Origin of the sequence: Polaribacter vadi (assembly GCF_001761365.1) — a bacterium.
GTDB lineage: Bacteria > Bacteroidota > Bacteroidia > Flavobacteriales > Flavobacteriaceae > Polaribacter > Polaribacter vadi.
Genome location: NZ_CP017477.1, coordinates 3,041,108 through 3,064,656 on the forward strand (window position 1 = coordinate 3,041,108; position 23,549 = coordinate 3,064,656).

General features: G+C 29.1%; 23 protein-coding genes and 1 pseudogene. 15 read left to right on the top strand and 9 right to left on the bottom strand.

Annotated features, from left to right (window positions below):
• Nucleotides 1-84 precede the first annotated feature (84 nt).
• Nucleotides 85-744: a CBS domain-containing protein gene (locus tag LPB03_RS13145; protein ID WP_065320048.1), complete on the bottom strand. Its 660-nt coding sequence runs from the start codon at nucleotides 742-744 to the stop codon at nucleotides 85-87.
• 166 nt (nucleotides 745-910) lie between these two features.
• On the opposite strand from LPB03_RS13145, the gene LPB03_RS13150 reads away from it, so the two are divergent.
• Nucleotides 911-1,624 (top strand): pyridoxine 5'-phosphate synthase, encoded by a 714-nt coding sequence (locus LPB03_RS13150; protein ID WP_065320049.1) that lies wholly within the window; start codon nucleotides 911-913, stop codon nucleotides 1,622-1,624.
• Between the two features lie 388 nt (nucleotides 1,625-2,012).
• Entirely contained in the window at nucleotides 2,013-2,786 is a 774-nt protein-coding gene (locus LPB03_RS13155) for an alpha/beta fold hydrolase (RefSeq protein WP_065320050.1), read from the top strand.
• An 80-nt stretch (nucleotides 2,787-2,866) separates the two neighbouring features.
• Here LPB03_RS13155 and LPB03_RS13160 read toward each other — a convergent pair whose 3' ends face one another.
• The 3 genes from LPB03_RS13160 to LPB03_RS13170 all read right to left on the bottom strand — a co-directional run bounded on the left by LPB03_RS13160 (nucleotide 2,867) and on the right by LPB03_RS13170 (nucleotide 4,712).
• A complete protein-coding gene (locus LPB03_RS13160; protein WP_065320051.1) occupies nucleotides 2,867-3,463 on the bottom strand; it encodes a hypothetical protein in 597 nt (198 codons plus the stop codon).
• A 2-nt stretch (nucleotides 3,464-3,465) separates the two neighbouring features.
• Complete coding sequence (locus LPB03_RS13165) at nucleotides 3,466-3,813, bottom strand: hypothetical protein (RefSeq protein ID WP_139058988.1); 348 nt, start codon at nucleotides 3,811-3,813, stop codon at nucleotides 3,466-3,468.
• A gap of 272 nt (nucleotides 3,814-4,085) precedes the next feature.
• Nucleotides 4,086-4,712, bottom strand: a complete 627-nt coding sequence (locus tag LPB03_RS13170; protein WP_065320053.1) for a hypothetical protein — start codon at nucleotides 4,710-4,712, stop codon at nucleotides 4,086-4,088.
• A gap of 284 nt (nucleotides 4,713-4,996) precedes the next feature.
• Between LPB03_RS13170 and LPB03_RS13175 the strand changes: the two genes are divergently transcribed.
• From LPB03_RS13175 to LPB03_RS13185, 3 genes are read left to right on the top strand one after another with little or no spacing between them, the layout of a single operon-like run.
• Complete coding sequence (locus LPB03_RS13175) at nucleotides 4,997-5,857, top strand: phosphatase PAP2 family protein (protein ID WP_065320054.1); 861 nt, start codon at nucleotides 4,997-4,999, stop codon at nucleotides 5,855-5,857.
• 9 nt (nucleotides 5,858-5,866) lie between these two features.
• Nucleotides 5,867-6,193, top strand: a complete 327-nt coding sequence (locus tag LPB03_RS13180; protein WP_065320055.1) for a nucleotide pyrophosphohydrolase — start codon at nucleotides 5,867-5,869, stop codon at nucleotides 6,191-6,193.
• Nucleotides 6,194-6,442, top strand: a complete 249-nt coding sequence (locus tag LPB03_RS13185; RefSeq protein ID WP_065320056.1) for a hypothetical protein — start codon at nucleotides 6,194-6,196, stop codon at nucleotides 6,440-6,442.
• 157 nt (nucleotides 6,443-6,599) lie between these two features.
• Here LPB03_RS13185 and LPB03_RS13190 read toward each other — a convergent pair whose 3' ends face one another.
• Together LPB03_RS13190 and LPB03_RS13195 are read right to left on the bottom strand one after the other, a co-directional pair.
• Nucleotides 6,600-6,908, bottom strand: a complete 309-nt coding sequence (locus tag LPB03_RS13190) for a GIY-YIG nuclease family protein (RefSeq protein ID WP_065320057.1) — start codon at nucleotides 6,906-6,908, stop codon at nucleotides 6,600-6,602.
• Between the two features lie 459 nt (nucleotides 6,909-7,367).
• Nucleotides 7,368-10,475, bottom strand: coding sequence for a WD40/YVTN/BNR-like repeat-containing protein (locus LPB03_RS13195; protein ID WP_065320058.1), 3,108 nt, complete (start codon nucleotides 10,473-10,475; stop codon nucleotides 7,368-7,370).
• Nucleotides 10,476-10,531: 56 nt separating this feature from the next.
• On the opposite strand from LPB03_RS13195, the gene LPB03_RS13200 reads away from it, so the two are divergent.
• From LPB03_RS13200 to LPB03_RS13220, 5 genes are all read left to right on the top strand, one after another.
• A complete protein-coding gene (locus LPB03_RS13200; protein ID WP_065320059.1) occupies nucleotides 10,532-11,767 on the top strand; it encodes a 3-phosphoshikimate 1-carboxyvinyltransferase in 1,236 nt (411 codons plus the stop codon).
• 67 nt (nucleotides 11,768-11,834) lie between these two features.
• The gene (queA, locus tag LPB03_RS13205) at nucleotides 11,835-12,884 is read left to right on the top strand and encodes a tRNA preQ1(34) S-adenosylmethionine ribosyltransferase-isomerase QueA (RefSeq protein ID WP_065320060.1); all 1,050 of its coding nucleotides are present in this window, start codon (nucleotides 11,835-11,837) and stop codon (nucleotides 12,882-12,884) included.
• 251 nt (nucleotides 12,885-13,135) lie between these two features.
• Nucleotides 13,136-14,173, top strand: a complete 1,038-nt coding sequence (gene rlmN, locus LPB03_RS13210; RefSeq protein WP_065320061.1) for a dual-specificity RNA methyltransferase RlmN — start codon at nucleotides 13,136-13,138, stop codon at nucleotides 14,171-14,173.
• A gap of 113 nt (nucleotides 14,174-14,286) precedes the next feature.
• Complete coding sequence (locus tag LPB03_RS13215) at nucleotides 14,287-15,264, top strand: polyprenyl synthetase family protein (RefSeq protein ID WP_065320062.1); 978 nt, start codon at nucleotides 14,287-14,289, stop codon at nucleotides 15,262-15,264.
• Between the two features lie 65 nt (nucleotides 15,265-15,329).
• Nucleotides 15,330-17,210: a hypothetical protein gene (locus LPB03_RS13220; RefSeq protein ID WP_065320154.1), complete on the top strand. Its 1,881-nt coding sequence runs from the start codon at nucleotides 15,330-15,332 to the stop codon at nucleotides 17,208-17,210.
• Between the two features lies 1 nt (nucleotide 17,211).
• Here the strand turns inward: LPB03_RS13220 and LPB03_RS13225 are convergent, their stop codons facing one another.
• Nucleotides 17,212-18,720 carry a GH3 auxin-responsive promoter family protein gene (locus LPB03_RS13225; RefSeq protein ID WP_065320063.1) on the bottom strand — a complete coding sequence of 503 codons (1,509 nt, stop codon included), beginning with the start codon at nucleotides 18,718-18,720 and terminating at the stop codon, nucleotides 17,212-17,214.
• Nucleotides 18,721-18,779: 59 nt separating this feature from the next.
• On the opposite strand from LPB03_RS13225, the gene LPB03_RS13230 reads away from it, so the two are divergent.
• The 5 genes and pseudogenes from LPB03_RS13230 (at nucleotide 18,780) to LPB03_RS13250 (ending at nucleotide 21,516) form a co-directional block, all read left to right on the top strand.
• Nucleotides 18,780-19,571 carry a DUF2797 domain-containing protein gene (locus LPB03_RS13230; protein ID WP_065320064.1) on the top strand — a complete coding sequence of 264 codons (792 nt, stop codon included), beginning with the start codon at nucleotides 18,780-18,782 and terminating at the stop codon, nucleotides 19,569-19,571.
• A 149-nt stretch (nucleotides 19,572-19,720) separates the two neighbouring features.
• Nucleotides 19,721-20,176, top strand: a complete 456-nt coding sequence (locus LPB03_RS13235; protein WP_065320065.1) for a hypothetical protein — start codon at nucleotides 19,721-19,723, stop codon at nucleotides 20,174-20,176.
• Complete coding sequence (locus LPB03_RS13240; RefSeq protein WP_065320066.1) at nucleotides 20,173-20,370, top strand: hypothetical protein; 198 nt, start codon at nucleotides 20,173-20,175, stop codon at nucleotides 20,368-20,370. Before LPB03_RS13235 ends, LPB03_RS13240 begins: the two co-directional genes overlap by 4 nt.
• A gap of 507 nt (nucleotides 20,371-20,877) precedes the next feature.
• A pseudogene (locus LPB03_RS16665) lies at nucleotides 20,878-21,021 on the top strand (nitrilase-related carbon-nitrogen hydrolase); the annotation flags it as partial.
• Between the two features lie 72 nt (nucleotides 21,022-21,093).
• Nucleotides 21,094-21,516 carry a secondary thiamine-phosphate synthase enzyme YjbQ gene (locus LPB03_RS13250; protein WP_065320068.1) on the top strand — a complete coding sequence of 141 codons (423 nt, stop codon included), beginning with the start codon at nucleotides 21,094-21,096 and terminating at the stop codon, nucleotides 21,514-21,516.
• A 175-nt stretch (nucleotides 21,517-21,691) separates the two neighbouring features.
• On the opposite strand, the gene LPB03_RS13255 is transcribed toward LPB03_RS13250, so the two are convergent.
• A complete protein-coding gene (locus tag LPB03_RS13255; protein ID WP_065320069.1) occupies nucleotides 21,692-22,498 on the bottom strand; it encodes a Cof-type HAD-IIB family hydrolase in 807 nt (268 codons plus the stop codon).
• A 4-nt stretch (nucleotides 22,499-22,502) separates the two neighbouring features.
• Nucleotides 22,503-23,516: a LacI family DNA-binding transcriptional regulator gene (locus tag LPB03_RS13260; protein ID WP_065320070.1), complete on the bottom strand. Its 1,014-nt coding sequence runs from the start codon at nucleotides 23,514-23,516 to the stop codon at nucleotides 22,503-22,505.
• Nucleotides 23,517-23,549 lie beyond the last annotated feature (33 nt).

Consider the following 23,549-nt stretch of genomic DNA (forward strand, 5'->3'; position numbering starts at 1 on the left):
GTATTTTTTAATTTTTGTACTATTTAACTTCCAACTTCCAACTTCCAACTTCCAACTTCCAACTTCCAACTTCCAACTTCCCAGTTACATTTCAAGATATTTTTGTAAATATTCAGATCTGTTTTTTAAATCCTCTAAATAAATATCATTTTCGTGCGTAGAAATTACTTTGTAATCATAGCGTCTAAACGTATGCATAATTTCGTTTATTTCTTCGGATACAATTTTTAAGGTTATTTGTGCAGCTCCTTCATTTCTTTCGGAAATATATAAACCTAACAATTTACCTCCATTACTTTCTACAATTTGGGTAACTTCACTCATAGAATAGTCTTCCTCTAATTTTTCTATAATTAAAGTTTCACTTTCTTCAATCATAAAAGGACTTGTAGAAAAAACATCTAAAACATCACGCAAATCATAATACCCAATATAATTTCGTTCTTTATTTAAAACAGGAATTACATTCGTGTCATTATCAGCAAAAATCTTTAATAATTCTAAAACAGTGGCTTTTTCATCAGCAAAAAAAGAATTTAATAAATGAGCATAACTTACTAATTCATCTTCTTTATTTTCAATAGTTTGTAAATCATCTTCAGCAAAAGAACCTAATAGTTTATCATTTTCAATAACAGGAAAATGAGTAATTGGGTAATTTTTAAACAAGCTTTGGGCATCTTTTACAGTGTCCTTTAATTTTAGCGCTTTAATCTCTTCTAGTATGTAATCGTTTATGTTCATTCGTTACGAATATAGGATAAAATGATTAAATGGGTTATCTTTGAAGCCTAATTTTAGGTTAAAAATTAAAATTGAAGACACGAGTTTCTGAAAGATATTTAAATTTTTCTATTCTTTTAAATTGATGTCTGAAAATTTTCAGTTTAACCTAATTTAATTTTAAATAATGACAAAGTTAAGTGTAAATATTAACAAAATTGCAACTTTAAGAAATTCTAGAGGTGGTAATGTGCCAAATCTGTTAAAAGTTGCTCATGATATTGAAGATTTTGGGGCAGAAGGAATTACAATTCATCCAAGACCAGATGAACGACACATTAAATATCAAGATGCTCGCGATTTAAAATATTCAGTAAGAACCGAATTTAATATTGAAGGAAATCCTATTAAATCTTTTATGGATTTAGTTTTAGAAACAAAACCAACGCAAGTAACTTTAGTGCCAGATGCTGTAGATGCAATTACCTCAAATGCGGGTTGGAATACTATTGAACATCAATCTTTTTTACAAGAAGTAATTCAAGAATTTCAAAGAAATAATATCAGAACCTCTATTTTTATTGATACAGATGCAAAATTAATTGAAGCTGCAGCAAAAACAGGAACTGACAGAATAGAATTATACACAGAAAATTTTGCTAGCGAGTTTGATAAAGGAAACAAAAACGCTATAAAACCATATACAGAAGCTGCAATTTTAGCACACAAATTAGGTTTGGGGATTAATGCTGGGCATGATTTAAGTTTAGAGAATATCCAATTTTTTAAAGAAAACATTCCCAATTTAGCAGAAGTTTCAATCGGACATGCTTTAATTGCTGAAAGTTTGTATTTAGGTTTAGAAAATGTTGTAAAAATGTATTTGCATCGTTTGAAATAGTTGGCAGTATTCAGTTGGCAGTTTGCAGTCTTCAGTTGGCAATATTCAGTTTGCAGTCTTCAGTTGGCAGTCAATATGGTTAATAAATAAATATTTTAGCAAATAATAATAGTTTTTTTTATTTTAGACTGGATTATTTGTTTGTTAAAAGAGTATAAAAAAGAATTTCAATTAGGTTTTAAAATTGGATTTGTAATTACTGGTTTAATCATCGTTTATTTGGTGATAACAGGAAAAGCTAATTAAAAATAATATTTCATTTTAAAAAAAATAGTAATCATAGTCTTACAAACTTATTTTAATAAATACTTTTCGAGTTTTCTCTGTGAAACTCTAATCAAGTTTACAAAAAGAAACCTCTGCGAATCTCTGCGTAAAAAAACAAAACATGAAAGAAAATAATATTTTACACTCTATAATTTCAGGTGAAGGAAAACCACTATTAATTTTACACGGCTATTTTGGCTCGAGTGATAATTGGAAAACTTTAGGAAATCAGTTTGCAGAAAATTACCAAGTTCATTTAATAGATCAAAGGAATCATGGACGTAGTTTTCATTCAGATGAATTTAATTACGAGCTTTTGGTTGATGATTTGTATGCCTATATTCAACATCATCAATTAGGAAATATTTATTTGTTAGGACATTCCATGGGAGGGAAAACAGCGATGTTATTTGCTGTAAAATATCCTGATTTGGTTGATAAATTAATAATTGTTGATATTTCGCCTAAAGAATATGCACCACATCATAATGCAATTTTAGCAGGTTTAAATTCGGTAGATTTTTCAATTCAGAATTCCAGAAGTTTGGTAGATGATAAAGTGGCTGAATTAATTCCAGAATTGGGTGTGCGTCAGTTTTTATTAAAAAATGTGTATTGGAAAGAGAAAGGCGTGTTAGATTTTCGTTTTAATTTAAAATCACTCACAGAAAATAACCCAGAAGTTGGCAAACCTTTACCACAAAATACAACCTTTACCAAAGAAACCTTATTCTTAAAAGGAGAAAAATCTGATTATATAATTCCTTCAGAACATTTGTTGATTGATGCTCATTTTCCTAATAATAAAATTATAGAAATTAAAAAAGCAGGCCATTGGTTGCATGCAGAAAACCCAAAAGATTTTTATAAAGAGGTAATTGGCTTTTTAGAGTGATAAGTGTATAAAATTTATTGCTGATTTGTTGGAAAAAGTTTAAGTTCTATTTGTTATATTCTGATGTTGGTAATAGTGTTTTAGTTTTTCGCTATTTTATTAATTTTAGGTTGTATAATCCAAATCCCAATAAAATAAAACCATAGCATAAAAAAATCACTCGCAAAATCTCCGAAATTCACCTCTTTTTGTAATTCTACAGTTTTGAGTGTTTTCGCAACAAAATATATTGAGTAAAATATTCCAAACATAGAAAGTAAATGAAGTGGAAGAATTATTCCAATCATTCCAATAACATATCCTACACTTGGTTCAGTTCCATTTAGCATTATTCCACTAAAAACTCCACCAATGAAAAGGGAAATAAAAAATATATAAACTAATGGAATGAAGAAAAATATTTTAAATTTTTTAGTTTTCATTTTTATATTCCCAGGTATTTTTGTTTGTAGTCCTATTGATATAGACCAAAACCATCCAAAAAGTACTCCCATATATATAATCACTATTATTGGAAAGAAATTCATATAGTCAGATGTCATTATGAGTTCTGACTTTGATTCAGTTCCAATATTTGAGATCATAGAATCCATCATTATAAATTGAAAAATTATAGGTATTCCAAAAGTCAATAAGAATAACTGCCAATGTTTTGCTTTTAAAAATTTGTCTATCATTTTTATATAGTGGTTCTTGATTGTTCGTTTTTATTCAACCATTTTAAACTTAATGTAATTCCTATTAGCAAAGCTATTCCGTAAGAAAATTTCATAATACTTTCTTTTTCAATTTCTTGATAAAAAACTCCAACAAATAGAGTGTTAATTATTCCGCTAATAGTAAACCAATATCCTACAAACTGAAAGAAGTTCAAACTTTTAGATAAGTTTAAAGAAATAGGATTTTCATTCCAATTTGGTTTTAAGAATTTAATTCCGAATAAACTCAAAAGTTTAGAGACAACAGTTAGAAATAAAATTACGAAAATAAAAACAACAAAACTGATTCCTAAATAATGTTCATTCATTAGTTCTGAATTCTTTTTAAAATTCAACAGCAATAATTCTACCAAGCAAAAAAATAAAATTAAATAACTTTTAATCTTTCCTATTCTATTCCAACTTTCAACTTTCAATTTTTTAGAGTTTGATTGGTAATAATTGCTAACGTGTTGTGTATGATTAGTTGCGTTGGCAGGAACTAAGTTACTAAAAGAAAACGAACCAGAGGAAAATCCGTAGGATTTTCCGAGTACACACAGACCAGCAATTGATTATACACGTTGTTGTAAGCCGTTTTTTAGATTACCGATTTCCAAATATTTTCTGTCGGTTTCTTTCCTGTTAAAACCTCTAGAATGTTAGTTATAAAGTCATTTTCAGTTTCTCCACTATCATCAATCATTTTTTTAAAGCTCATTGTTCCTAATGAAAATAAATGAGTTATATCAATTCTCCATACTTTGTCTTCACGATAAAAGTGAAAGAAAAAAGGTGTTTTCTGTCCATTAACTACAAATTCAGCTTTTGAAAAATCTCCGTTTGTAATTACATTTCCTAATTCAGCATTTACAACACTATTTTTTCCAACCATTCCATTGTCAATTGCGTAAACAACTAAATCTTTACCATTGAAATTTAGCAAATCATTTTTAGCCACTCTATGTCTCATAGTCAATACAGTAAGTTTGTCTATTATTCCCATTGAATCCACTTCCAATGAGTCAGCCGTTTTAACTTTATCCAAAATAGTTGAATAGTAATTTATAGTTCGACTGTCGACAAAATCAGCTGCTAACTTTCCTTTATCGGTTAGAATAGCATTTTTATAATTCTCGAATGATTTTAAAACCAATTCTTTATCCGATTGTGAATAGCTTTTAATTGATAAAAAAATCAGAAATGTTAGTATAACTATTTTTTTCATATTGTTTTGTTCAAATGGCTTACAACTCCTTATATAGTAACTTTTATTAAGCATATCCCGTAAATTTAACTGGATAAGATAATTTTTTTGTTATAGTTATTCAGTAAATATAATTAAATTATTATCGTCTTAAAAACTTTTGTTCAGATTGGTTTTTTATCATTCTAGCAATAAGATTTTACTTAAAAATTTACAAGAATAATTTTCAACCTTAAAAGAAATAATATCTCTAAACAAACCAAATTATTTTAGAAACTTTATCTTTGGGGCTTCAATTTTATTTAATGAAAAAAGTATTTGTTATTTTTCTATTCACCATTTGTGTGAGTACAAGTTTTTCACAAACTGAAAAAATCTCTTTTAATTTAGAGTCAAACAGAAATTTTTGGCAAAAATTTACCTACGATTTAGGGAATATGGCTGGTGGAATGGGTTATGCTTATTCAAGACCTTTACATTGGAAAAAAAAACAATTCGCAAACTTTGGTTATGTTGCAGCTGGTACAGTAGCTCTTTACACAGTTGATGACGATATAGATAATTGGGCAAAAGGTTGGAGTGGACATACGCCTCGTTGGTTGGTAGATTATGGAAATGATATTGGAAGTCCAAACAACAATTACAAGTTAACTGGTGCTGTTTATTTAGTAGGTTTGTTTACAGACGATCCTAAATTAAGAAGAACTGGAGTTTTATTAATTTCATCTGCATCTGCTGCTGGTTTATTACAACAAGTATCCAAAAGAATTATTGGTAGAGCAAGACCAAGAATAGATGTTGGTAAAGATAAATTTGATCCTTTTCATATAGACAGAGTTTTTAACTACGATTCTTTTCCATCAGGTCATGTAATGTTAGGTTTTACAAATGCGTATGCAATTGCGAAACAATTTGATAACCCGTGGATAAAAGCTGGTTTATACACAGTAGGTTCTATACCTGGTTTAAGCAGAATTATAGATCGTTTTCATTGGGTTTCAGATGTTGTGTTTTCTACAGCAATCAGCATTTTTATTGTAGAAGCAATCGATCGTTTTTTAGATACTAAATACGATGAAAAATACAACTCCGTAAAAAAACAGAAAAAAGTAGTTTGGGATTTACAAGTAACTCCAAGAACTTTTGGAATTTCTATGAATTTTTAATCAAATAAAATGAGCATACAAAACGCACAACAACAAGTAGACGATTGGATAAAAAATCACGGAGTTCGTTATTTTAACGAGCTTACAAATATGGCGCAATTAACGGAAGAAGTTGGCGAAGTTGCCAGAATTATTGCAAGACGTTATGGAGAGCAAAGTGAAAAAGAATCGGATAAAAATAAAGATTTAGGAGAAGAATTGGCAGATGTTATGTTTGTAGTTTTGTGTTTGGCAAATCAAACAGGCATTAACTTACAAGATGCTTTTGATAAAAAGTTAGATATTAAAACAAAACGCGATCATAATCGTCATCATAATAATGAAAAACTAAAATAAATGAAGTTTACAGAAAAAATAAAACATCCAGAATTTTGGAGAAATTTTACAAGAATTGCCATTCCTTTTTTTATCATCGTTATTGTTTTCTCTCTGTTATGGAATAGTTGGAGTCAAATTTTTTCGGGTGATTTTGCAGCAGTTGCAGAAACCAACTTTAATGATGGAAAATGGAAAACATTCTTTGGCGTTAAAATAGTAGTATGTGTTATTTACGGTTTGTATGTAACTAATAAAAATATGAAATAAAAAAAAGCGACTTATTAAGTCGCTTTTTTGCACTTTGGTAATCTCAATGTGTTATTTTGAGATTGAACTGGATTTAAATAAAACCACATTATTTTCGTGTTTTCCAATTACAATGAATCTAATGAACGTCAGTCTGAGCTTGTCGAAGACGATTCAACTACATTCTAGAATTAAAATTTTCTGTATAATTTTTAGAAAACTTTACTAAATCATCCCAATTTTCATCAATTAAAGCTTGTTTTTTTCTTCTAGACCAACCTTTTATTTTCTTTTCATATTGAATTGCATCTCTAGGGTCTGAACATTCCAAATACCATTTCAGTTCTAAAGGTAATCTAGAACTTGTATAAGAATCTTTACTTTTACCAGACTTATGTTCTATTATTCTTCTTTCTAAATCGTTCGTCATTCCTGTGTAAAACGATTTATCAGAACAAAGTAAAATATAAACATAATAGACTCTCATTTTTTATTTTAAATTGATGTGATTTGATAAATTACTTATGTAAATATATTAGTTGAGCTTATGGAAAATCACTCAGTTGCATTTCGACAAGCTCAATGTGACCTTTTGAGTTTCAATTGGATTTAAATATAACTACATTATTTTCTTGTTTTCCAATAACAATGAATCTAACGAACGTCAGTCTGAGCTTGTCGAAGACCTTTGTACGCATTTCGACAAGCTCAATGTGACATTGTTAGTTGTTAATTGGGTTTTAGTAAAACTACATTATTCTTTTATTTTCAAATAGTAGTAAAAATAACGAATGTCAGTCTGAGCTTGTCGAAGACTTTTTGTTGTATTTCAATAAGCTCAATGTGACATCCTTATTTTTAATTGTTTTTAGTAAAACTAAATTATTTTATAAATTTCAAATTATAATAAATCTAAAGAATGTTAGTTTAAGTTTACTAAAAAACATCAATCCAACTGAATCAAATCGATATTACTGTCTTTTACTTTTTGATTTAACTCTTTTACACCATTTGTAAAAAGAGCATTTAATTTCACCAGTTCTGCATCAATTTCTTTTGTAATTTTATTTTTAAAATCGATTGCTTGTTGAGTAGGAGCGTAGTTACCAATTCTTGTTAACGAGTTTAAATGTGCCAATTTATTATTTAAACGTATTGGATAATTCAAAGGGTCTTGTCCACTTTTAGATTTTGTTTGATATAAAGTTTCCTCAATTTTGGTCATATCTTTTACAAGTTTATCAGCAAAATCTAGTAACTCTTTATGTTTTGTTTTATCAGTAATAGATTTTTTTAACAACCCAACTTGACTTCTTACTTTCTTTACATTTTTCAATGCTTTGTGTATTTCAGTCATTTTACTGTTAATGTCGTTGATGAAATCAAACTGTGCTTTCATTTCAGATTCACTAACTTCAGAACTTGGGTTGTTGATAATTTTAAAATTTTGAGTTTGCTTAGAATCATTTACAACCAATTCCACTTTATAAGTTCCAGGCAAAGCCATTGGCCCATTTAAAGAAGCCCACCACAAAATCATTCCTTCTACAGATTCTGCTCCATCATACATCATATTCCAGTTAAAAATATTATTTCCATCTTCAACTTTTAGAGTACCTTCTTTATTTTCTTTGTTTGGTTTTGTTGAGAATTTCTTAATTAAATTATCATTCAAATCATAAAAAGAAAGTGAAATTGTATCTTTTTTATTTACTGATTTGATAAAATAATTCACAGCAACTCCACCTGCATGATTGGTTCCAGCAGTTCTAGAAGTTCGTCCATTTCCACCAGATAAATTATACGCATCTTTCGGTTTGTATAAAACAACTTCTTTTTTTAATGTTGATGAATTTAGTTGATGTAAAGGTGTTAAATCGTCAATAATCCAAAGAGATCTACCTTGCGTTGCTACAATTAAATTATCGTCTTTTATGGCTAAATCTGTGATAGGTACAATTGGTAAATTTTGCTGAAAAGATTCCCAATTTTTACCATCATCAAACGAAACATACATTCCTTTTTCAGTTCCTGCATACAACAAACCTTTACGTTTTGGATCTGCTCTTAAAGCTCTTGTAAAACTTTCTTCTTCAATACCATCAACTATTAAATCCCAAGATTTTCCATAATTTTCAGTTTTATAAATGTAGGGTCTGTAATCTCCAGATTTGTATTTTGTACCAACAATATAGGCACTTCCTTTATCAAAAGGACTCACTTCAATACAGTTAATCATCATCCATTCTGGCATTTTTTTAGGAGTGATATTTTCCCATTTTTCACCATTATTTTTAGAAACGTGCACTAAACCATCATCTGAACCTGTATAAATTAAACCCGTTTCTAAAGCAGATTCTGTAGCAGCGAAAATGGTTCCATAATATTCTACACCAGTATTATCTTGTGTAATTGGCCCTCCAGAAGATTTTAAAGTTTCAGGATCATTTCTTGTTAAATCTGGACTGATTAATTTCCAAGATTGCCCTTCATTTTCTGTTACATGCAAATGATTAGAACCTGCATATAATCTTTTTTTATTGTTTGGTGAAAAGAAAATTGGGAAATTCCACTGAAATCTGTATTTAAAATCTTCAGCTCCATGACCCATTGGGTCATCTGGCCAAACATTAATAGCACGAGTTTCATTCGTTTTATGATTTACTCTTGTAAGCAAACCACCATAACTTCCACCATAAACAATATCATCATTTAAAGGGTCCACAGCAATATGTGCACTTTCTCCACCAGCAGTTGAACTCCAATCAGATTCTGTTATAAATCTACCATCATTTCTGTGCGAAATTCTCACAGTAGAATTATCTTGTTGTGCAGATAAAATTCTATATGGAAAATGATTGTCTGTAGTAACTCTATAAAATTGAGAAGTTGGTTGGTTGTTCATGGTACTCCAATTTTCACCAGCATCAAAAGAAATTTGCGCTCCTCCATCATCACCAATAATCATTCTTTGGTTATCTTCTGGAGCAATCCATAAATCATGATGATCTCCATGAGGAGCATTGTAGGTTTTATACGTTTTTCCACCATCTGTAGATTTATGATAGCGAACATTTAATACATATAAAATATCTTCATCTTGAGTATCTGCATACAAACGTGTGTAATACCAAGCTCTTTGTCTTAATTTTCTTTCAGAATTTATTAAACTCCAAGTTTTTCCTGCATCTGTAGATTTGTAAACTCCACCTTTTTCATTTTCGATTAAAGCGTACACAATATCAGAATTTACAGGCGAAACTGTAACTCCAGCAATTCCCCAAATTCCAGTAGGTAACCCTTTATTTGTAGAAATATTCGTCCACGTTTCACCTTCATCAGTACTTTTCCAGAGTGCAGAACCTTTTCCTCCAGAAGATAAACTGTAAGGAGTTCTTCTCACATCCCAAGTTGTGGCATATAAAATTCTTGGATTATTAGGATCGATAATTAAATCTATAACTCCAGAATTTTCATCAGAAAATAGTACTTTTCTCCAAGTTTCTCCACCATCAACAGTTTTGTAAACACCTCTTTCTTGAGTCGGTTTGTATAAATCTCCCATAACTCCTGCAAAAACAATATCTGCATTTTTTGGATGAATTCTCATTCTTGGAATATGTCTTGAGTTTTTTAAACCCATATGTTTCCATGTTTTTCCTGCGTTTTCAGATTTCCAAATTCCATCTCCAGAAGAAACATTTCCACGAACTGTTTTTTCTCCCATTCCAACATAAATTACATTATTATCCGATTCTGCAACTGCAACTGCACCTACTGAACCTCCAAAAAATCCGTCGGAAATATTTTGCCAAGTGTTACCTGCATCCGTAGTTTTCCATACACCACCACCAGTTGCACCCATGTAAAATAAGTTTGCTTTGTTATTTACGCCTGTTACTGCAGCACTTCTACCACCTCTAAAAGGACCAATATTTCTGTATTTTACTTTGCTAAAATATTCGTCAGAAACTTGGGTAGCTTTTTTTTGTGCATTAACTTTGGCATTCGCAGATAATAAAAAGCAAAAAGCCAGAAAAAGAATTTTTTTCATGTTTGGTTAGTTGTAAGTTTAAGCCTTAAAAATAAGAATTAAAATCAATTTTTAGAATGGACATATTGTTAAATATTTTAGCTGATAAAAAAATAAACGAAAAAATTACTATTTCTGGTTCTAAAAGTGAATCTAATAGATTGCTGATTTTACAAAAACTTTTTCCAGAAATCACTATTGAAAATTTATCAGATTCTGATGACTCTGTGCACATGCAACATGCACTTTCTACAAAAGAAGAACTAGTTGATATTGGGCATGCAGGAACTGCTATGCGTTTTTTAACAAGTTATTTTGCTGTAAACGATGGTAGAGAAACTGTATTAACAGGTTCTCATAGAATGCAAAACAGACCCATTGAAATTTTGGTAAATGCTTTGAGAGATTTAGGTGCTGAAATTACCTATGAAGATAAAGAAGGGTATCCACCAATAAGAATTAAAGGAAAAAAGATTACAAAAGATAAAGTACAAATTAATGGAAATGTAAGTAGCCAATATATTTCTTCTTTGTTATTAATTGCATCAAAATTAGAAAACGGATTAGAAATTGAATTGATTGGTAAAATTACTTCTGTTCCTTATATAAATATGACATTGAGTTTGTTAACGCAATTAGGAATTGAAAATACCTTTGAAGGAAATCTTATAAAAGTACATCCGAAGAAAAATATCGCAAAGCAAATTGTTGTGGTAGAATCAGATTGGAGTTCTGCAAGTTATTTCTATTCGATTGCTGCATCTTTGGCCATTGGTTCTACAATTCAATTGTCAGCTTATAAAAGAGAAAGTTTACAAGGCGATTCTTGTTTGGCAGAAATTTACCAACATTTTGGGGTAACAACCACTTTTGGTGATCATTTTATTACACTAAAAAAAGAAAAAGAATGCAATAAAGAGGTTTTAGAAATCGATTTGAAAAACGCTCCAGATATTGCACAGACAATTGCAGTTACCTGTTTTTCTGAAAGTATTGCTTGTAATTTAACAGGTTTACACACGCTAAAAATTAAAGAAACGGATAGATTGGTGGCTTTAGAAGACGAATTAACGAAATTAGGAGCAAATATTTCTGTTACAAATGAAAGTTTGCAGTTAGAAAAATCAACTGAAATAAAAGAAAATATTGCCATAAAAACCTATAATGATCATAGAATGGCAATGGCTTTTGCGCCTTTAGCATTAAAGGTTCCTTTAAAAATTTTAGATGCTGAAGTTGTTACAAAATCGTATCAAAAATTTTGGGACGATATGCAACAAATTGGCATCCAAATAAAAGAAGTTAAAAGATAAATAGTCAAACACTTGACAACGCCTATTCGCATATCGTATCTTTGCATTTTTTAAGCAAATTATATATATGAAATTATCACAATTTGATTTTGAATTACCAGAAGAATTGTTAGCGGTTTATCCTCCAGAACATAGAGATGAATCTCGTTTAATGGTATTGAATAGAAAAGAACAAACTATTGAGCATAAAAAGTTTAAAGACCTTATTGATTATTTTGATGAAGGTGATGTAATGATGCTGAATAACACCAAGGTTTTTCCTGCAAGAATGTATGGTAACAAAGAAAAAACAGGTGCAAGAATCGAGGTTTTCTTATTGAGAGAATTAAATTCAGAAAATAGATTATGGGATGTTTTGGTAGACCCAGCAAGAAAAATTAGAATTGGAAACAAATTATTTTTTGGTGATGATGATAGTTTAGTTGCAGAAGTTATCGATAATACAACCTCAAGAGGAAGAACATTGCGTTTTTTGTTTGATGGTAGTTACGAAGCTTTTAGGGAAAAATTATTAGAATTGGGTGAAACACCTTTGCCAAGATCAATTAATAGAGAAGTTGAGGCTTCAGATGAAGAGCGTTACCAAACAATTTACGCAAAAAATGAAGGTGCAGTTGCAGCACCAGCAGCTGGTTTGCATTTTTCTAAACATTTACTAAAACGTTTAGAAATTAAAGGTGTAGATTTTGCAGAAATGACATTACATATTGGTTTAGGAACTTTTAGTTCTGTAGAAGTAGAAGATTTATCAAAACATAAAATGGATTCTGAGCAAGTTATAATTTCTGCAGCAACTGCAGATAAAATTAACAAGGCAAAGAAAGAAAAACGAAGAATTTGTGCAGTAGGAACCACAGTTATGAGAACTGTAGAATCTTCAGTTTCTTCTAAGCAAGAATTAAATGCTTATGAAGGTTGGACGAATAAATTTATTTTTCCTCCTTACGATTTTAGCATCGCAAATGCAATGATTACGAATTTTCATCCACCAAAATCTACGTTAATGATGCAAGGAGCAGCATTTGCAGGGTATGATTTTTTAATGGAAGCGTACAAATTAGCAATCAAAGAAGGCTATAAATTCTCTACATATGGAGATGCACTTTTAATTATCTAAGAAAATTTTAAGTTCAAAATACTATTAAAAACTGACGATTTATAATTGTCAGTTTTTTTGTTTTTTGGGCGTTCCCTAAAAAGGTCGCGCTTTCCATTGTATCTTTTTTTAAGAAAAATAAAAAAAGGATGGAACCTGTCTTGAGCAAAGTCGAAAGGTTTCAATCGCTAACGCAAGCCAATTTAACAACAATAGTTATAAGCTAAAATTATATACGTATTTTTGCACATCTATTTTAAAAATTAGAAAAGTTGATTAAAAAGAAAGACATAAGAGCCTTAACTAAAGAACAATTACGTGATTTTTTTGTAGAAAATGGCGATAAAGCATTTCGTGGAAATCAAGTTTATGAATGGCTTTGGAGCAAATCTTTGCACACTTTTGAAGACATGACCAACATTTCTAAACAAACCAGAGAAATGTTAGAGAACAACTTTGTGATTAATCACATAAAAGTTGATTCCATGCAAAAGAGTGAAGATGGCACCATAAAAAACGGTATTAAGTTACATGATGGTTTAATTGTGGAATCTGTTTTAATTCCTACAAAAAAAAGAACCACAGCCTGTGTTTCCAGTCAAGTTGGTTGTAGTTTAGATTGCAAGTTTTGTGCAACTGCTCGTTTAAAAAGAATGCGAAACCTAAATCCTGATGAAATTTACGATCAAGTTGTTGTGATAGATAAACAGAGTAGGTTATATCATAATCATCCCTTAACAAATATTGTTTTTATGGGAATGGGTGAGCCTTTAATGAACTACAAAAATGTTTTAAAATCTATTGAGATGATAACCTCTCCAGAAGGTTTAGGAATGTCATCAAAAAGAATTACAGTTTCTACTTCTGGTGTGCCAAAAATGATTAAAATGATGGCAGATGAAGACGTGAAATTTAATTTAGCAGTTTCTTTACATTCTGCAATTGATGAAGTTAGAACGTCAATTATGCCTTTTAATTCTACGTTTCCTTTAGCAGACTTAAAAGAATCTTTAGAATATTGGTACGAAAAAACAAAACGTGCAATTACGTACGAATATATTGTTTGGAATGGAATTAACGACAAAAAAGAAGATATCAAAGCATTAGTAGATTTTTGCAAAGCTGTACCTTGTAAAGTAAATTTAATAGAATACAATCCTATTGATGATGGTGAGTTTCAACAAGCAAGTTCAGCTGCAATTAACAACTATATTTCTAATTTAGAAATGAACGATATCACTATAAATGTAAGAAGAAGTAGAGGTAAAGATATTGATGCTGCTTGTGGACAATTGGCAAATAAATCGTAATTTTTAAAGTAAGTTCGAGCGCAGTCGAGAACTATTTATAAATAAAAAAAATGTTTACTTTTGATACTAATATTGACCTTTCGACTGCGCTCAAGGTGACAAGTTAAAAATTTATGAATCAAGTAGAACTTATTAAGCTTCCTATTAAAACTGAAATGGAACTCTTTGAGAAAAAGTTCAAAGATTCTATGTTGTCTAAAGTGCCACTTTTAAACAGAATTACCTATTATATTGTTCGTAGAAAAGGAAAACAAATGCGACCAATGTTTGTTTTTTTAGTCGCAAAAATGGTTTCTAATGGTGGTTTTGATGAGCGAACTTATAGAGGAGCCTCTGTTGTAGAATTGATTCATACTGCAACTTTAGTACATGATGATGTTGTAGACGATTCTAATAGAAGGCGTGGTTTTTTCTCTATTAATGCTTTATGGAAAAATAAAATTGCTGTTTTAGTAGGCGATTTTTTATTATCTAAAGGATTGCTTTTATCTATAGATAATGAAGATTTCGATTTGCTAAAATTAATTTCAATTGCTGTTCGTGAAATGAGCGAAGGCGAACTACTACAAATCGAAAAAGCTAGAAAGTTAGATATTACAGAAGATATTTATTTTGATATTATCAGGCAAAAAACAGCCACTTTAATTGCTGCTTGTTGTGGAATTGGTGCAGCTTCTGTGGGTGCAAATCAAGAAACTGTACAACAAATGCGAAAATTTGGGGAGTATATTGGTATTGCTTTTCAAATAAAAGACGATTTATTTGATTATACAGATGAAAAAATAGGAAAACCTACAGGAATTGATATCAAAGAGCAAAAAATGACCTTGCCTTTAATTTATACCCTAAACAATTGCTCAAAAAAGGAAAAAGCTTGGATTATCAATTCTATCAAAAAATACAACAAAGACAAAGTTAGAGTAAAAGAAGTAATTGCTTTTGTAAAAAATAATGGTGGAATTGAATATACAATTTCGCAAATGAATGACTACAAGAGTAAAGCTTTATCCATCTTAAATAATTATCCAGAATCTCCTTATAAAGCTTCGCTTTTACAAATGATTGATTATGTTGTAGAACGTAAGGTTTAGTTTTTTATAACTAGAATTTTTCAGTATTTTTGAAATTATCGATTTCTGATAAACCAATGAATGCTATGAAAAAAATATTCCTTCTTATTGTAATTACTTTTATTTCTTTATCAAATTTAACAGCACAAAACACGTATGATATTCGGTTTTCTCAGAATACGAATACAGATGCTAATTGTGGTTATTTTAATGCATATTTTAAAAACACACCAAAAGAAATTGGCTATTCGATTTTAAGAGAAGGGAACAAACTTTATTTTCAAGTTACTGATAAAAATTGGGGGATTAATTTATTTAAAAAATCGGGAGATGGAATTGCAATAGATGTTGTGTCGAAAGTTAGATATAAATGTGATTCCATAATAGAAGATAGTCAAATTAGAGGTACAATATTACAACCAGTATATGCAAAACAATTGGTTAGAGGCTTTAAACCAACTTTAGGAGATAGATTTAAAACCTTTGTTGGTACAGTTCCTTCAGATTTACAAGACGAAGAATTAGAGTTTAATATCCTTTTTTTAAACAATAAAGTGCTTTGTAGATATCAAAGAATTTATAATTTGGAATCCTACCCATGGGATTTGTTAGATATGGGAGTTTATTTAGATTCGCTTACATATAAATCAAAAGAAATAACAACCGAAAAAGATAAGTTTGTTACAAAATATAAAAAATTAAAATTTGTAATTCCATTTCAAAAAAACAAAGCTGCTTATTTACCTGAAGATATAAAACCCGTATATGATTCTTTAAAATTGACGGATTTCAATATCAAAAAAATAAATATTAAAGCTTATTCATCTATTGAAGGGAGTTTAGAAAGAAATTTAGAATTACAAAAATTACGTGCAGAAAGTATTGCAAAATCGATGCAATCTTTCCAAAAACCAGACATTGAAACAGAAATTTCATCTGCTGAAAATTGGGTGGAATTTTTGAATGACATCAGCAAAAGCAAGTATAAAAACTTAAAAAATCTCTCTAAAAAAGAGATTAAACAAAAAGTTGTAGGTTCAGTTTCTGATGAATTAGAAATCTATTTAAAAAACCACAGAAAAGCTGTTATTATTTTAGAATTGGAGAAAAAGGATAAGTATAAAGAAATGACAACTAATAAATTAATTACTATTTTCAATGATTTTATACTGAAAGAAAATATTGAAGAAGCTTTGGTTGTGCAAAATTCAATTTTTGAGAAATTAAAAGAAGAAAATTCCCCTGATAAATTGAGAGAATTGACGGTTCCAAAACAACAAAAATTCGTGCCTATTTTAAATAAAAACAGCATGTTTAAGTATTTGTTGAATATTAGTTATGCTAAAATTGCTTTTGATGAACTTAAAATGTTAGAAAAATTAGATCCTAAAAACATTAAAATAAAATATAATTTAGTGGTTTTGAGATTTATAATTTGGGAAAATAATTGGGAAAAAATAACCATCGCAGATTTTAAAAAAGATATTTATCAACTTAAAAAAATAGGGGTAAAAAGCAGTTTAATTGATAGGATGTTCGTTAATTTTCATATAGTAAAAGCAAAAAAGAATATGATTGCTAAAAATTATGATGCTAAAGACGATTCAATAGATTTTATAGTAGATACTTATGAGAATTTTGATTTATCGAACTACGATTATTTAAGTTTAGCGCAGTTTTTGAATTATTATTCTAATAAAGATGACGCAATAGATTTGTTAGATGTAAAAGTTAGAACAATTACTGTAGATGAGGATTTATTATTCTATTATTTAAATTTAACAATTACTAATAAATACAATGTTGCTTCAAATAATTACAGAACCATGATGTTAAATGCAATTAATATGAACGAAAAAAGATTCTGTAAAATATTTAATGCTTCTTTGAATGATGGGGTTACTTTTCAGTTGTTAGAAAATGAATATTTAAGAAAAACTTATTGTGAAAGTTGTGTAAATGAGTAATTTATAAACTCAACAACTCTTCAACAAAAGCTCTGGAATTAGACAATCTTGGTACTTTATGTTGCCCACCTAATTTGTCTTTTTTCTTTAACCAATCATAAAATAATCCCTCTTTTGCTACATGAATTTTTGGCATTGCTAAGGTCATAGAATTGTAACGTTTTGCTTCATAATCAGAATTTATTGCTTTTAAGGCATTGTCTAAGAGCTCAGTAAAATAATTCATATTTTCAGGTTTTTTACTAAACTCGATAATCCATTCATGACCACCACTTTTTTTATCTTTCATAAAAATAGGGCCAACAGTATAATCAATAATTAAAGAATTTGTTTTTTCAGTTGCCATTTTTAAAGCATCTTCTACATTTTCGATGTTTAATTCTTCACCAAAAACGTTGATATAATGTCTTGTTCTACCCGTAATTTTAATTCTGTAGGGTTCTAAATTTGTAAATCTGATGGTATCACCAATTAAATAACGCCATAAACCACTATTAGTCGTAATTATTAAGGCGTAATCGATTTCTTTTTTAACTTCAGATAAAGTGATTGTTTTAGAGTTTTCTCCTTTATAATCGGTCATTGGAATAAACTCATAGAAAATTCCATAATCTAGCATCAACAATAATTCTTTAGAACCATTGTTATCTTGAATTGCAAAAAAACCTTCAGAAGCATTATAAATTTCATAATACTGAAAATTCTTTTTTGGAATTAGCTTTTTGTACTGTTCTCTGTAAGGATTAAAGTTTACACCTCCATGAAAATACACTTCCAGATTTGGCCAAACTTCTAAAATATTATCTTTTCCTGTTCTTTCTAAAACTCTGTTTAAAAGTACCAACATCCAACTTGGTACACCCACCAAACTTGTAATATTTTCGTTGATAGTTTCATCAATAATCGCTTCCATTTTGGTTTCCCATTCAGATAATAAAGCAACTTCTTGGCTTGGAGCAGAACTATAATCTGCCCAAAAAGGTAAATTTTCTGTAATAATTGCAGACAAATCTCCAAAGTAAGAACTATTGTCTTCGTAAATATCAGAACTACCTCCTAAACGCAAACTTTTGCCTGTAAAAAGCTGTGTATGTTCGTTATTGTTAATGTACAAACACAACATATCTTTACCAGCTTTCATGTGGCAATATTCCAAAGCCTCATCACTTACAGGAATAAATTTACTTTTTGCATTGGTGGTGCCACTACTTTTTGCAAACCATTTTATATTGGTGTGCCAAAATAAATTCTGTTCGCCTTTTCTGCAACGTTCAATTAATGGCTCAATACTTTCGTATTTTTGAATAGGCACTAATTTTGCAAAATCTTCATAGTTTTTAATCGATAAAAAATTATGTTGAATACCAAACTCAGTTTTTTTTGAGGCTGAAACTAATTTTAATAAAAGTTCATTTTGAACATCTATTGGGTATTTTAAAAACAACTCAATTTGATGAATTCGTTTTTTAAGAAACCAAGAAATGATTGAATTTACTATGGGAAATGCCATAAATTAAGTTCCGTTTTTTTGTAAGTTTGTGAGGAGCTAAAAATAACAAAAATTTATTTATGCAATATCAAGGAGTTTTAAAAAAAATGAAGACTGAAAATGGAGATGAAATCCAGTATTATTTAGATATGAACACTGATTTTATAAACATGAATCAGTTACTAAATAAGGAAATTTCGATCAGTTTTATAAAATACGAATGTTTAAATTGTCATTTAGAAAAAGAAATTTACAGACAAGGTTTTTGTAAATCTTGTTTTTTTGATATTCCAAATGCAGCAGATTGGATTATGAGACCTGAATTAAGTCAAGCACATTTAGGTATTGAAGATCGAGATTTAGCTTATGAAAAATCGGTACAATTAAAACCACATATTGTGTATTTGGCAAACTCTAGCAATGTAAAAGTTGGAGTTACCAGAAAAGGACAAGTGCCAACAAGATGGATAGATCAAGGAGCACATGAAGCCATAGAAATTGTAGAAGTGCCCAACAGATATTTAGCAGGAATTACAGAAGTTGCTTTAAAAGAACATGTTGGTGATAAAACAAATTGGCGAAAAATGCTGAAAAATGATATTGAAGATGAAAACTTGGTGGAGTGGAGAGAGAAATTAAAACAATACATTCCTGATGAAGCCAAAGAATATTTTATAGAAAATAATTCGGAAACCAATTTGAATTTTCCTGTGCATAAATATCCTGTAAAACCTAAAAGCTTAAATTTGATAAAAACACAAAAGTTTACAGGAAAGTTGGTTGGAATTAAAGGTCAATATTTAATTTTTGAAGATGAAACCGTTTTTAATGTAAGAAGTAATGAAGGTTTGGTGGTTTCTATTGATATATAACTTTTCTCTCTGTGAAGAAAGTCTGTGCGACTCTGTGTAATAGTATTACGCAAAGATTCACAGAGAAAACACAGAAATTCATAGAGAAATATTTAACATGGTACGAAGTTTTTTTTAGTTTTATTATTTACAGTTTCAATTAAGGTTTTATGAAGTATTTACTAATAATCTATATTGCTTTAGGATTAGTTTTATCTTGTATAATTAGCATTGAATATAATTGTTTAGGAGATGAAATGTTTCCAAAATTTTACGGAAGTCCATTTGTTTTTGTAAAAACTTCGATAGCAAGTTCATTGGAATATTATTATGGAATTTTAGGAATTATTTTAAATACTTTAATTTGGAGTTTAGTTTTACTTGTAATCAATTTATTTATAAGAAAATTAACTAAAAAAGTAAAAGACCTTAAAATTATAAAATGGTTTCGCATTTTAATAATTGGTTTTTTATTGCTTTTTTCAACATTAAATATTTTAATGTCTTACGAATTGTCTGGAAGAGGATTTGATGAGAATTTGAATTATTGGCATCTAAATATGGAAGAGGATGCCAAAATTTGGAAAATGAATTGCGAAGGAAAAATAAGGTTATTTTTAATATGAAAAAACTTTTAATTTTATTACTGATTTTCTCTTCTTGTAAAAAAGAGGTTTATTATTATCCATCAAAAAGTTTTTTTGATGAAATTAATCCCCAAGAAATTAGTATTGATAATTTAAATTTTGAACAAATAATTGATGCTGTTTCTAATAAGATATTTAAAAAAGAAAGACTTGTATATTACATTATTAGATAAAAATAGAGAAATTAAAATAAGTCCTTTTACCTGTACAGGAGGTTTCATAAAAGAGAAAAATGGTTTATAAATTAATAATGATAGTATTTATATTTCAGATAAAAAATATCCTAAATCTCAAATGCAGAAGTATTTAAAACTTCATTATGATAATAATAGTAGAATAGAACATTTTTCAACTTCATCAAATTATGCATTTATTAATATTGTTTTGAAAACTAATAAGAAAGGGAAAAAACTAAAAAATGTGTTATTGGAAATTATAAAAAATTTTGAAAGTTCTAATATCGAAAATAAAGAAAACATTGACTTGTCAATTATGCTAAGTTTACCTTTGGATTCAGAATTTTTAAAAATTCCACCACCTCCAAGTTTTTTGAAAATAGAAAACTGATATAAAAAACTCCGTGAATCTCTGTGAAAAACTCTGTGCGACTCTGTGTAATAGTTTTACACAAAGATTCTCAGAGAAAACACAGAGATTTACAGAGAAATATTTTAAACGATATGAAAAACAACCTATTAAAAGTAGCCTTAGCACAAATTTCTCCTGTTTGGTTAAACAAAGAAAAAACAATCGAAAAAATTGAGAAATCAATTGTAGATGCAGCAAAAGAAAACTGCGAATTGATTGTTTTTGGAGAAGCATTATTTAAGACCAGATGTTACTAAATTACACGTAAACAGAGATAGACAAATTGCATTTTTTTATGATGATAAATTATGATTTTTGAACAACTAGAAATACAATTACAACCTTATAAAAGAGGATTTCATTTAATAACTGATGAAGTTTTGGGGAAATTTCCAGCAATAAAATCAATCAAAAAAGGTTTTTTGAAAGTGTTTATAAAACACACTTCTGCAAGTTTAACAATTAATGAGGATGCAGACCCAACAGTTCGTTTGGATTTTGAAAGTCATTTTAATAAAATGATTCCAGAAAATGCTCCTTATTATATTCATACTTATGAAGGTTCTGATGATATGCCAGCACATTTAAAAGCATCTATTTTAGGTTCGTCTGTAGATATACCAATTACAAACGGAAAATTAAATTTAGGCACTTGGCAAGGAATTTACTTATGTGAACACAGAAATTATGGAGGTTCAAGAAAATTAGTACTTTCTGCTTTTGGAGTTTAATTTTTTGAATTTAGTTTGATAATTATTCGCTAGTGCTCGTTTTTAACGAGTACCGAAAAAGTTTGGCACTCGTTAAAAACGAGCGTTAGCAGTTTACAAACTAACAAAATCTTCTGTGAATCTCCTTAAAATAAATCAAAAGAAACTCTGTGGATCTCTGTGTAAGAATACGTAATTATAAAGAAGCAATCAATTTTTTCAAAATCCTTTCAACTCCAAAATTATCGTTACTTTCAGTAGAAAAATCTGCTAATTCTGTAATATCTTTATGCGCATTTTTCATTGCAAAACTAAAATCAGCCTCTTTCATCATTTCTATATCATTTAAATAATCGCCAAAAACCATCGTTTCTTTTCTGGTGATATTTAGCAATTTTTGCAGATGATTTAAAGCAATTCCTTTGTTTGATTTTTCATCAGAAATATCTAACCAATTTTGCCCTGAAACTTTTAGTAGAATTTCGTTTTCTAAATGTTTTATTTCAGGATATATATATTCTTCTGAAGATTCATAATGAAAAACAGCAATTTTATAAACAGGGATATTTTTTGCAATTTCCACTAAATCATCAATAATTTCAAAGCTTGTATAATATTCTTTAAATAAGTTGATAAAACGTGCATCTTTACTTTCTATATACGCTGCATCATCACAGCATAAAACGATATTTGTGCCATTTATTTCTCTTAAAATCGGAAGTATTTTTAAAACTTTTTCAGCTTCTAAAAAATTAGAAAGTAAAACTTCTTTCCCTTTTTTTGCAACACCCCCATTTTCTGCAATTACAAAAATATCCTCTTTAATTTTAGCTAATCGTTCAACAATGCTGTTGTGTTGTCTTCCACTTGCTGCACAAAACAAAATATTTTTTTCTTGTAGTTTTTTAAAAAGTTCAAAAAACTGGTTGCTAACTTCGTGGTTAGAGTTTAGCAAAGTTCCATCCATATCAGAAACTACTAATTTAATTTTTGATAAATCCATTATATTACCTTGTAGAATCTCTAATTACGATATCTGTTTTAATAACTTTTGTAACGATATCTGTATTTTTATTTTTTAATTTATCAATCAAAATTTCAGCAGCAGTTGCTCCCATTTGTTCTCCATGTTGACTAATTGTCGTCATTTTTGGGCTTGAATGTCTTGATAAAATTCCGTTAGAAAATGCAATTACAGCAACGTCTTTAGGTATTTTTTTGCCACTTTTTTTAATCGCTTTCATTGTAGAAACAGCCACAGATTCTCCAGTGGTAATAACAGCGTCAATTTCTGTGTCTTTTACAAAGGGTTTAACTTGTTTTACATATTTTTTATAATCTCTTTCCAAAATATTTAAAACCAAATTTTCATCAAAAGGCAACCCTACTTTTTCTAATCCTTTTTTGTAGCCTAAAAGACGTTGTTCTCCAATATGTAAATCGCTAATGGTCGAGATAAAAGCAATTTTTTTATGTCCTTTTTTATATAAAAATTCCACAGTACTTGCAGCTGAGTTTAAATCGTCAGTCACAACTTTATCACATTCAATCGATTTTGCAACTCTATCAAACATTACAATTGGCGTTCCGTTTTCGATAGATTCTTTAAAATGATCGTGTTTGTTGTTTAGTTCGGTTTCTTTTGCCATGGATAATAAAAAACCATCTATACTTCCATTAGAAAGCATTTCAATAATTTCTACTTCCTTATCATAAGATTGGTTAGAAATACACGTAATTACTTTGTAACCTCTTTCTAAGGCTGTTTTTTCTATCCCTTTAAATACTTGTGCAAAAAAGTAATTAAGCATTGTTGGTATAATAACACCAATTGTTTTTGTGCTTCTGTTTTTTAAACTTAACGCATTAAAGTTAGGTTTGTAATTGTTCTCTTTAGCATATTTCTGAATTTTCTCTTTTGTAGCTTCACTAATTTCGTAGCTATCATTTAAAGCCTTAGAAACTGTGGAAATAGAAACATTAAAATGTTTGGCAATATCTTTTATGGTTAGTTTCTTCATCTAAAAAAATTTAATTACGAAGATATAAAAATA

What these genes read in the sequence shown, in the direction of transcription:
- LPB03_RS13145 (WP_065320048.1), bottom strand. Translation starts at nt 744, where the DNA reads ATGAACATAAACGATTACATACTAGAAGAGATTAAAGCGCTAAAATTA.
- LPB03_RS13150 (WP_065320049.1), top strand. Translation starts at nt 911, where the DNA reads ATGACAAAGTTAAGTGTAAATATTAACAAAATTGCAACTTTAAGAAAT.
- LPB03_RS13155 (WP_065320050.1), top strand. Translation starts at nt 2,013, where the DNA reads ATGAAAGAAAATAATATTTTACACTCTATAATTTCAGGTGAAGGAAAA.
- LPB03_RS13160 (WP_065320051.1), bottom strand. Translation starts at nt 3,463, where the DNA reads ATGATAGACAAATTTTTAAAAGCAAAACATTGGCAGTTATTCTTATTG.
- LPB03_RS13165 (WP_139058988.1), bottom strand. Translation starts at nt 3,813, where the DNA reads ATGAATGAACATTATTTAGGAATCAGTTTTGTTGTTTTTATTTTCGTA.
- LPB03_RS13170 (WP_065320053.1), bottom strand. Translation starts at nt 4,712, where the DNA reads ATGAAAAAAATAGTTATACTAACATTTCTGATTTTTTTATCAATTAAA.
- LPB03_RS13175 (WP_065320054.1), top strand. Translation starts at nt 4,997, where the DNA reads ATGAAAAAAGTATTTGTTATTTTTCTATTCACCATTTGTGTGAGTACA.
- LPB03_RS13180 (WP_065320055.1), top strand. Translation starts at nt 5,867, where the DNA reads ATGAGCATACAAAACGCACAACAACAAGTAGACGATTGGATAAAAAAT.
- LPB03_RS13185 (WP_065320056.1), top strand. Translation starts at nt 6,194, where the DNA reads ATGAAGTTTACAGAAAAAATAAAACATCCAGAATTTTGGAGAAATTTT.
- LPB03_RS13190 (WP_065320057.1), bottom strand. Translation starts at nt 6,908, where the DNA reads ATGAGAGTCTATTATGTTTATATTTTACTTTGTTCTGATAAATCGTTT.
- LPB03_RS13195 (WP_065320058.1), bottom strand. Translation starts at nt 10,475, where the DNA reads ATGAAAAAAATTCTTTTTCTGGCTTTTTGCTTTTTATTATCTGCGAAT.
- LPB03_RS13200 (WP_065320059.1), top strand. Translation starts at nt 10,532, where the DNA reads ATGGACATATTGTTAAATATTTTAGCTGATAAAAAAATAAACGAAAAA.
- queA (WP_065320060.1), top strand. Translation starts at nt 11,835, where the DNA reads ATGAAATTATCACAATTTGATTTTGAATTACCAGAAGAATTGTTAGCG.
- LPB03_RS13215 (WP_065320062.1), top strand. Translation starts at nt 14,287, where the DNA reads ATGAATCAAGTAGAACTTATTAAGCTTCCTATTAAAACTGAAATGGAA.
- LPB03_RS13220 (WP_065320154.1), top strand. Translation starts at nt 15,330, where the DNA reads ATGAAAAAAATATTCCTTCTTATTGTAATTACTTTTATTTCTTTATCA.
- LPB03_RS13225 (WP_065320063.1), bottom strand. Translation starts at nt 18,720, where the DNA reads ATGGCATTTCCCATAGTAAATTCAATCATTTCTTGGTTTCTTAAAAAA.
- LPB03_RS13230 (WP_065320064.1), top strand. Translation starts at nt 18,780, where the DNA reads ATGCAATATCAAGGAGTTTTAAAAAAAATGAAGACTGAAAATGGAGAT.
- LPB03_RS13235 (WP_065320065.1), top strand. Translation starts at nt 19,721, where the DNA reads ATGAAGTATTTACTAATAATCTATATTGCTTTAGGATTAGTTTTATCT.
- LPB03_RS13240 (WP_065320066.1), top strand. Translation starts at nt 20,173, where the DNA reads ATGAAAAAACTTTTAATTTTATTACTGATTTTCTCTTCTTGTAAAAAA.
- LPB03_RS13250 (WP_065320068.1), top strand. Translation starts at nt 21,094, where the DNA reads ATGATTTTTGAACAACTAGAAATACAATTACAACCTTATAAAAGAGGA.
- LPB03_RS13255 (WP_065320069.1), bottom strand. Translation starts at nt 22,498, where the DNA reads ATGGATTTATCAAAAATTAAATTAGTAGTTTCTGATATGGATGGAACT.
- LPB03_RS13260 (WP_065320070.1), bottom strand. Translation starts at nt 23,516, where the DNA reads ATGAAGAAACTAACCATAAAAGATATTGCCAAACATTTTAATGTTTCT.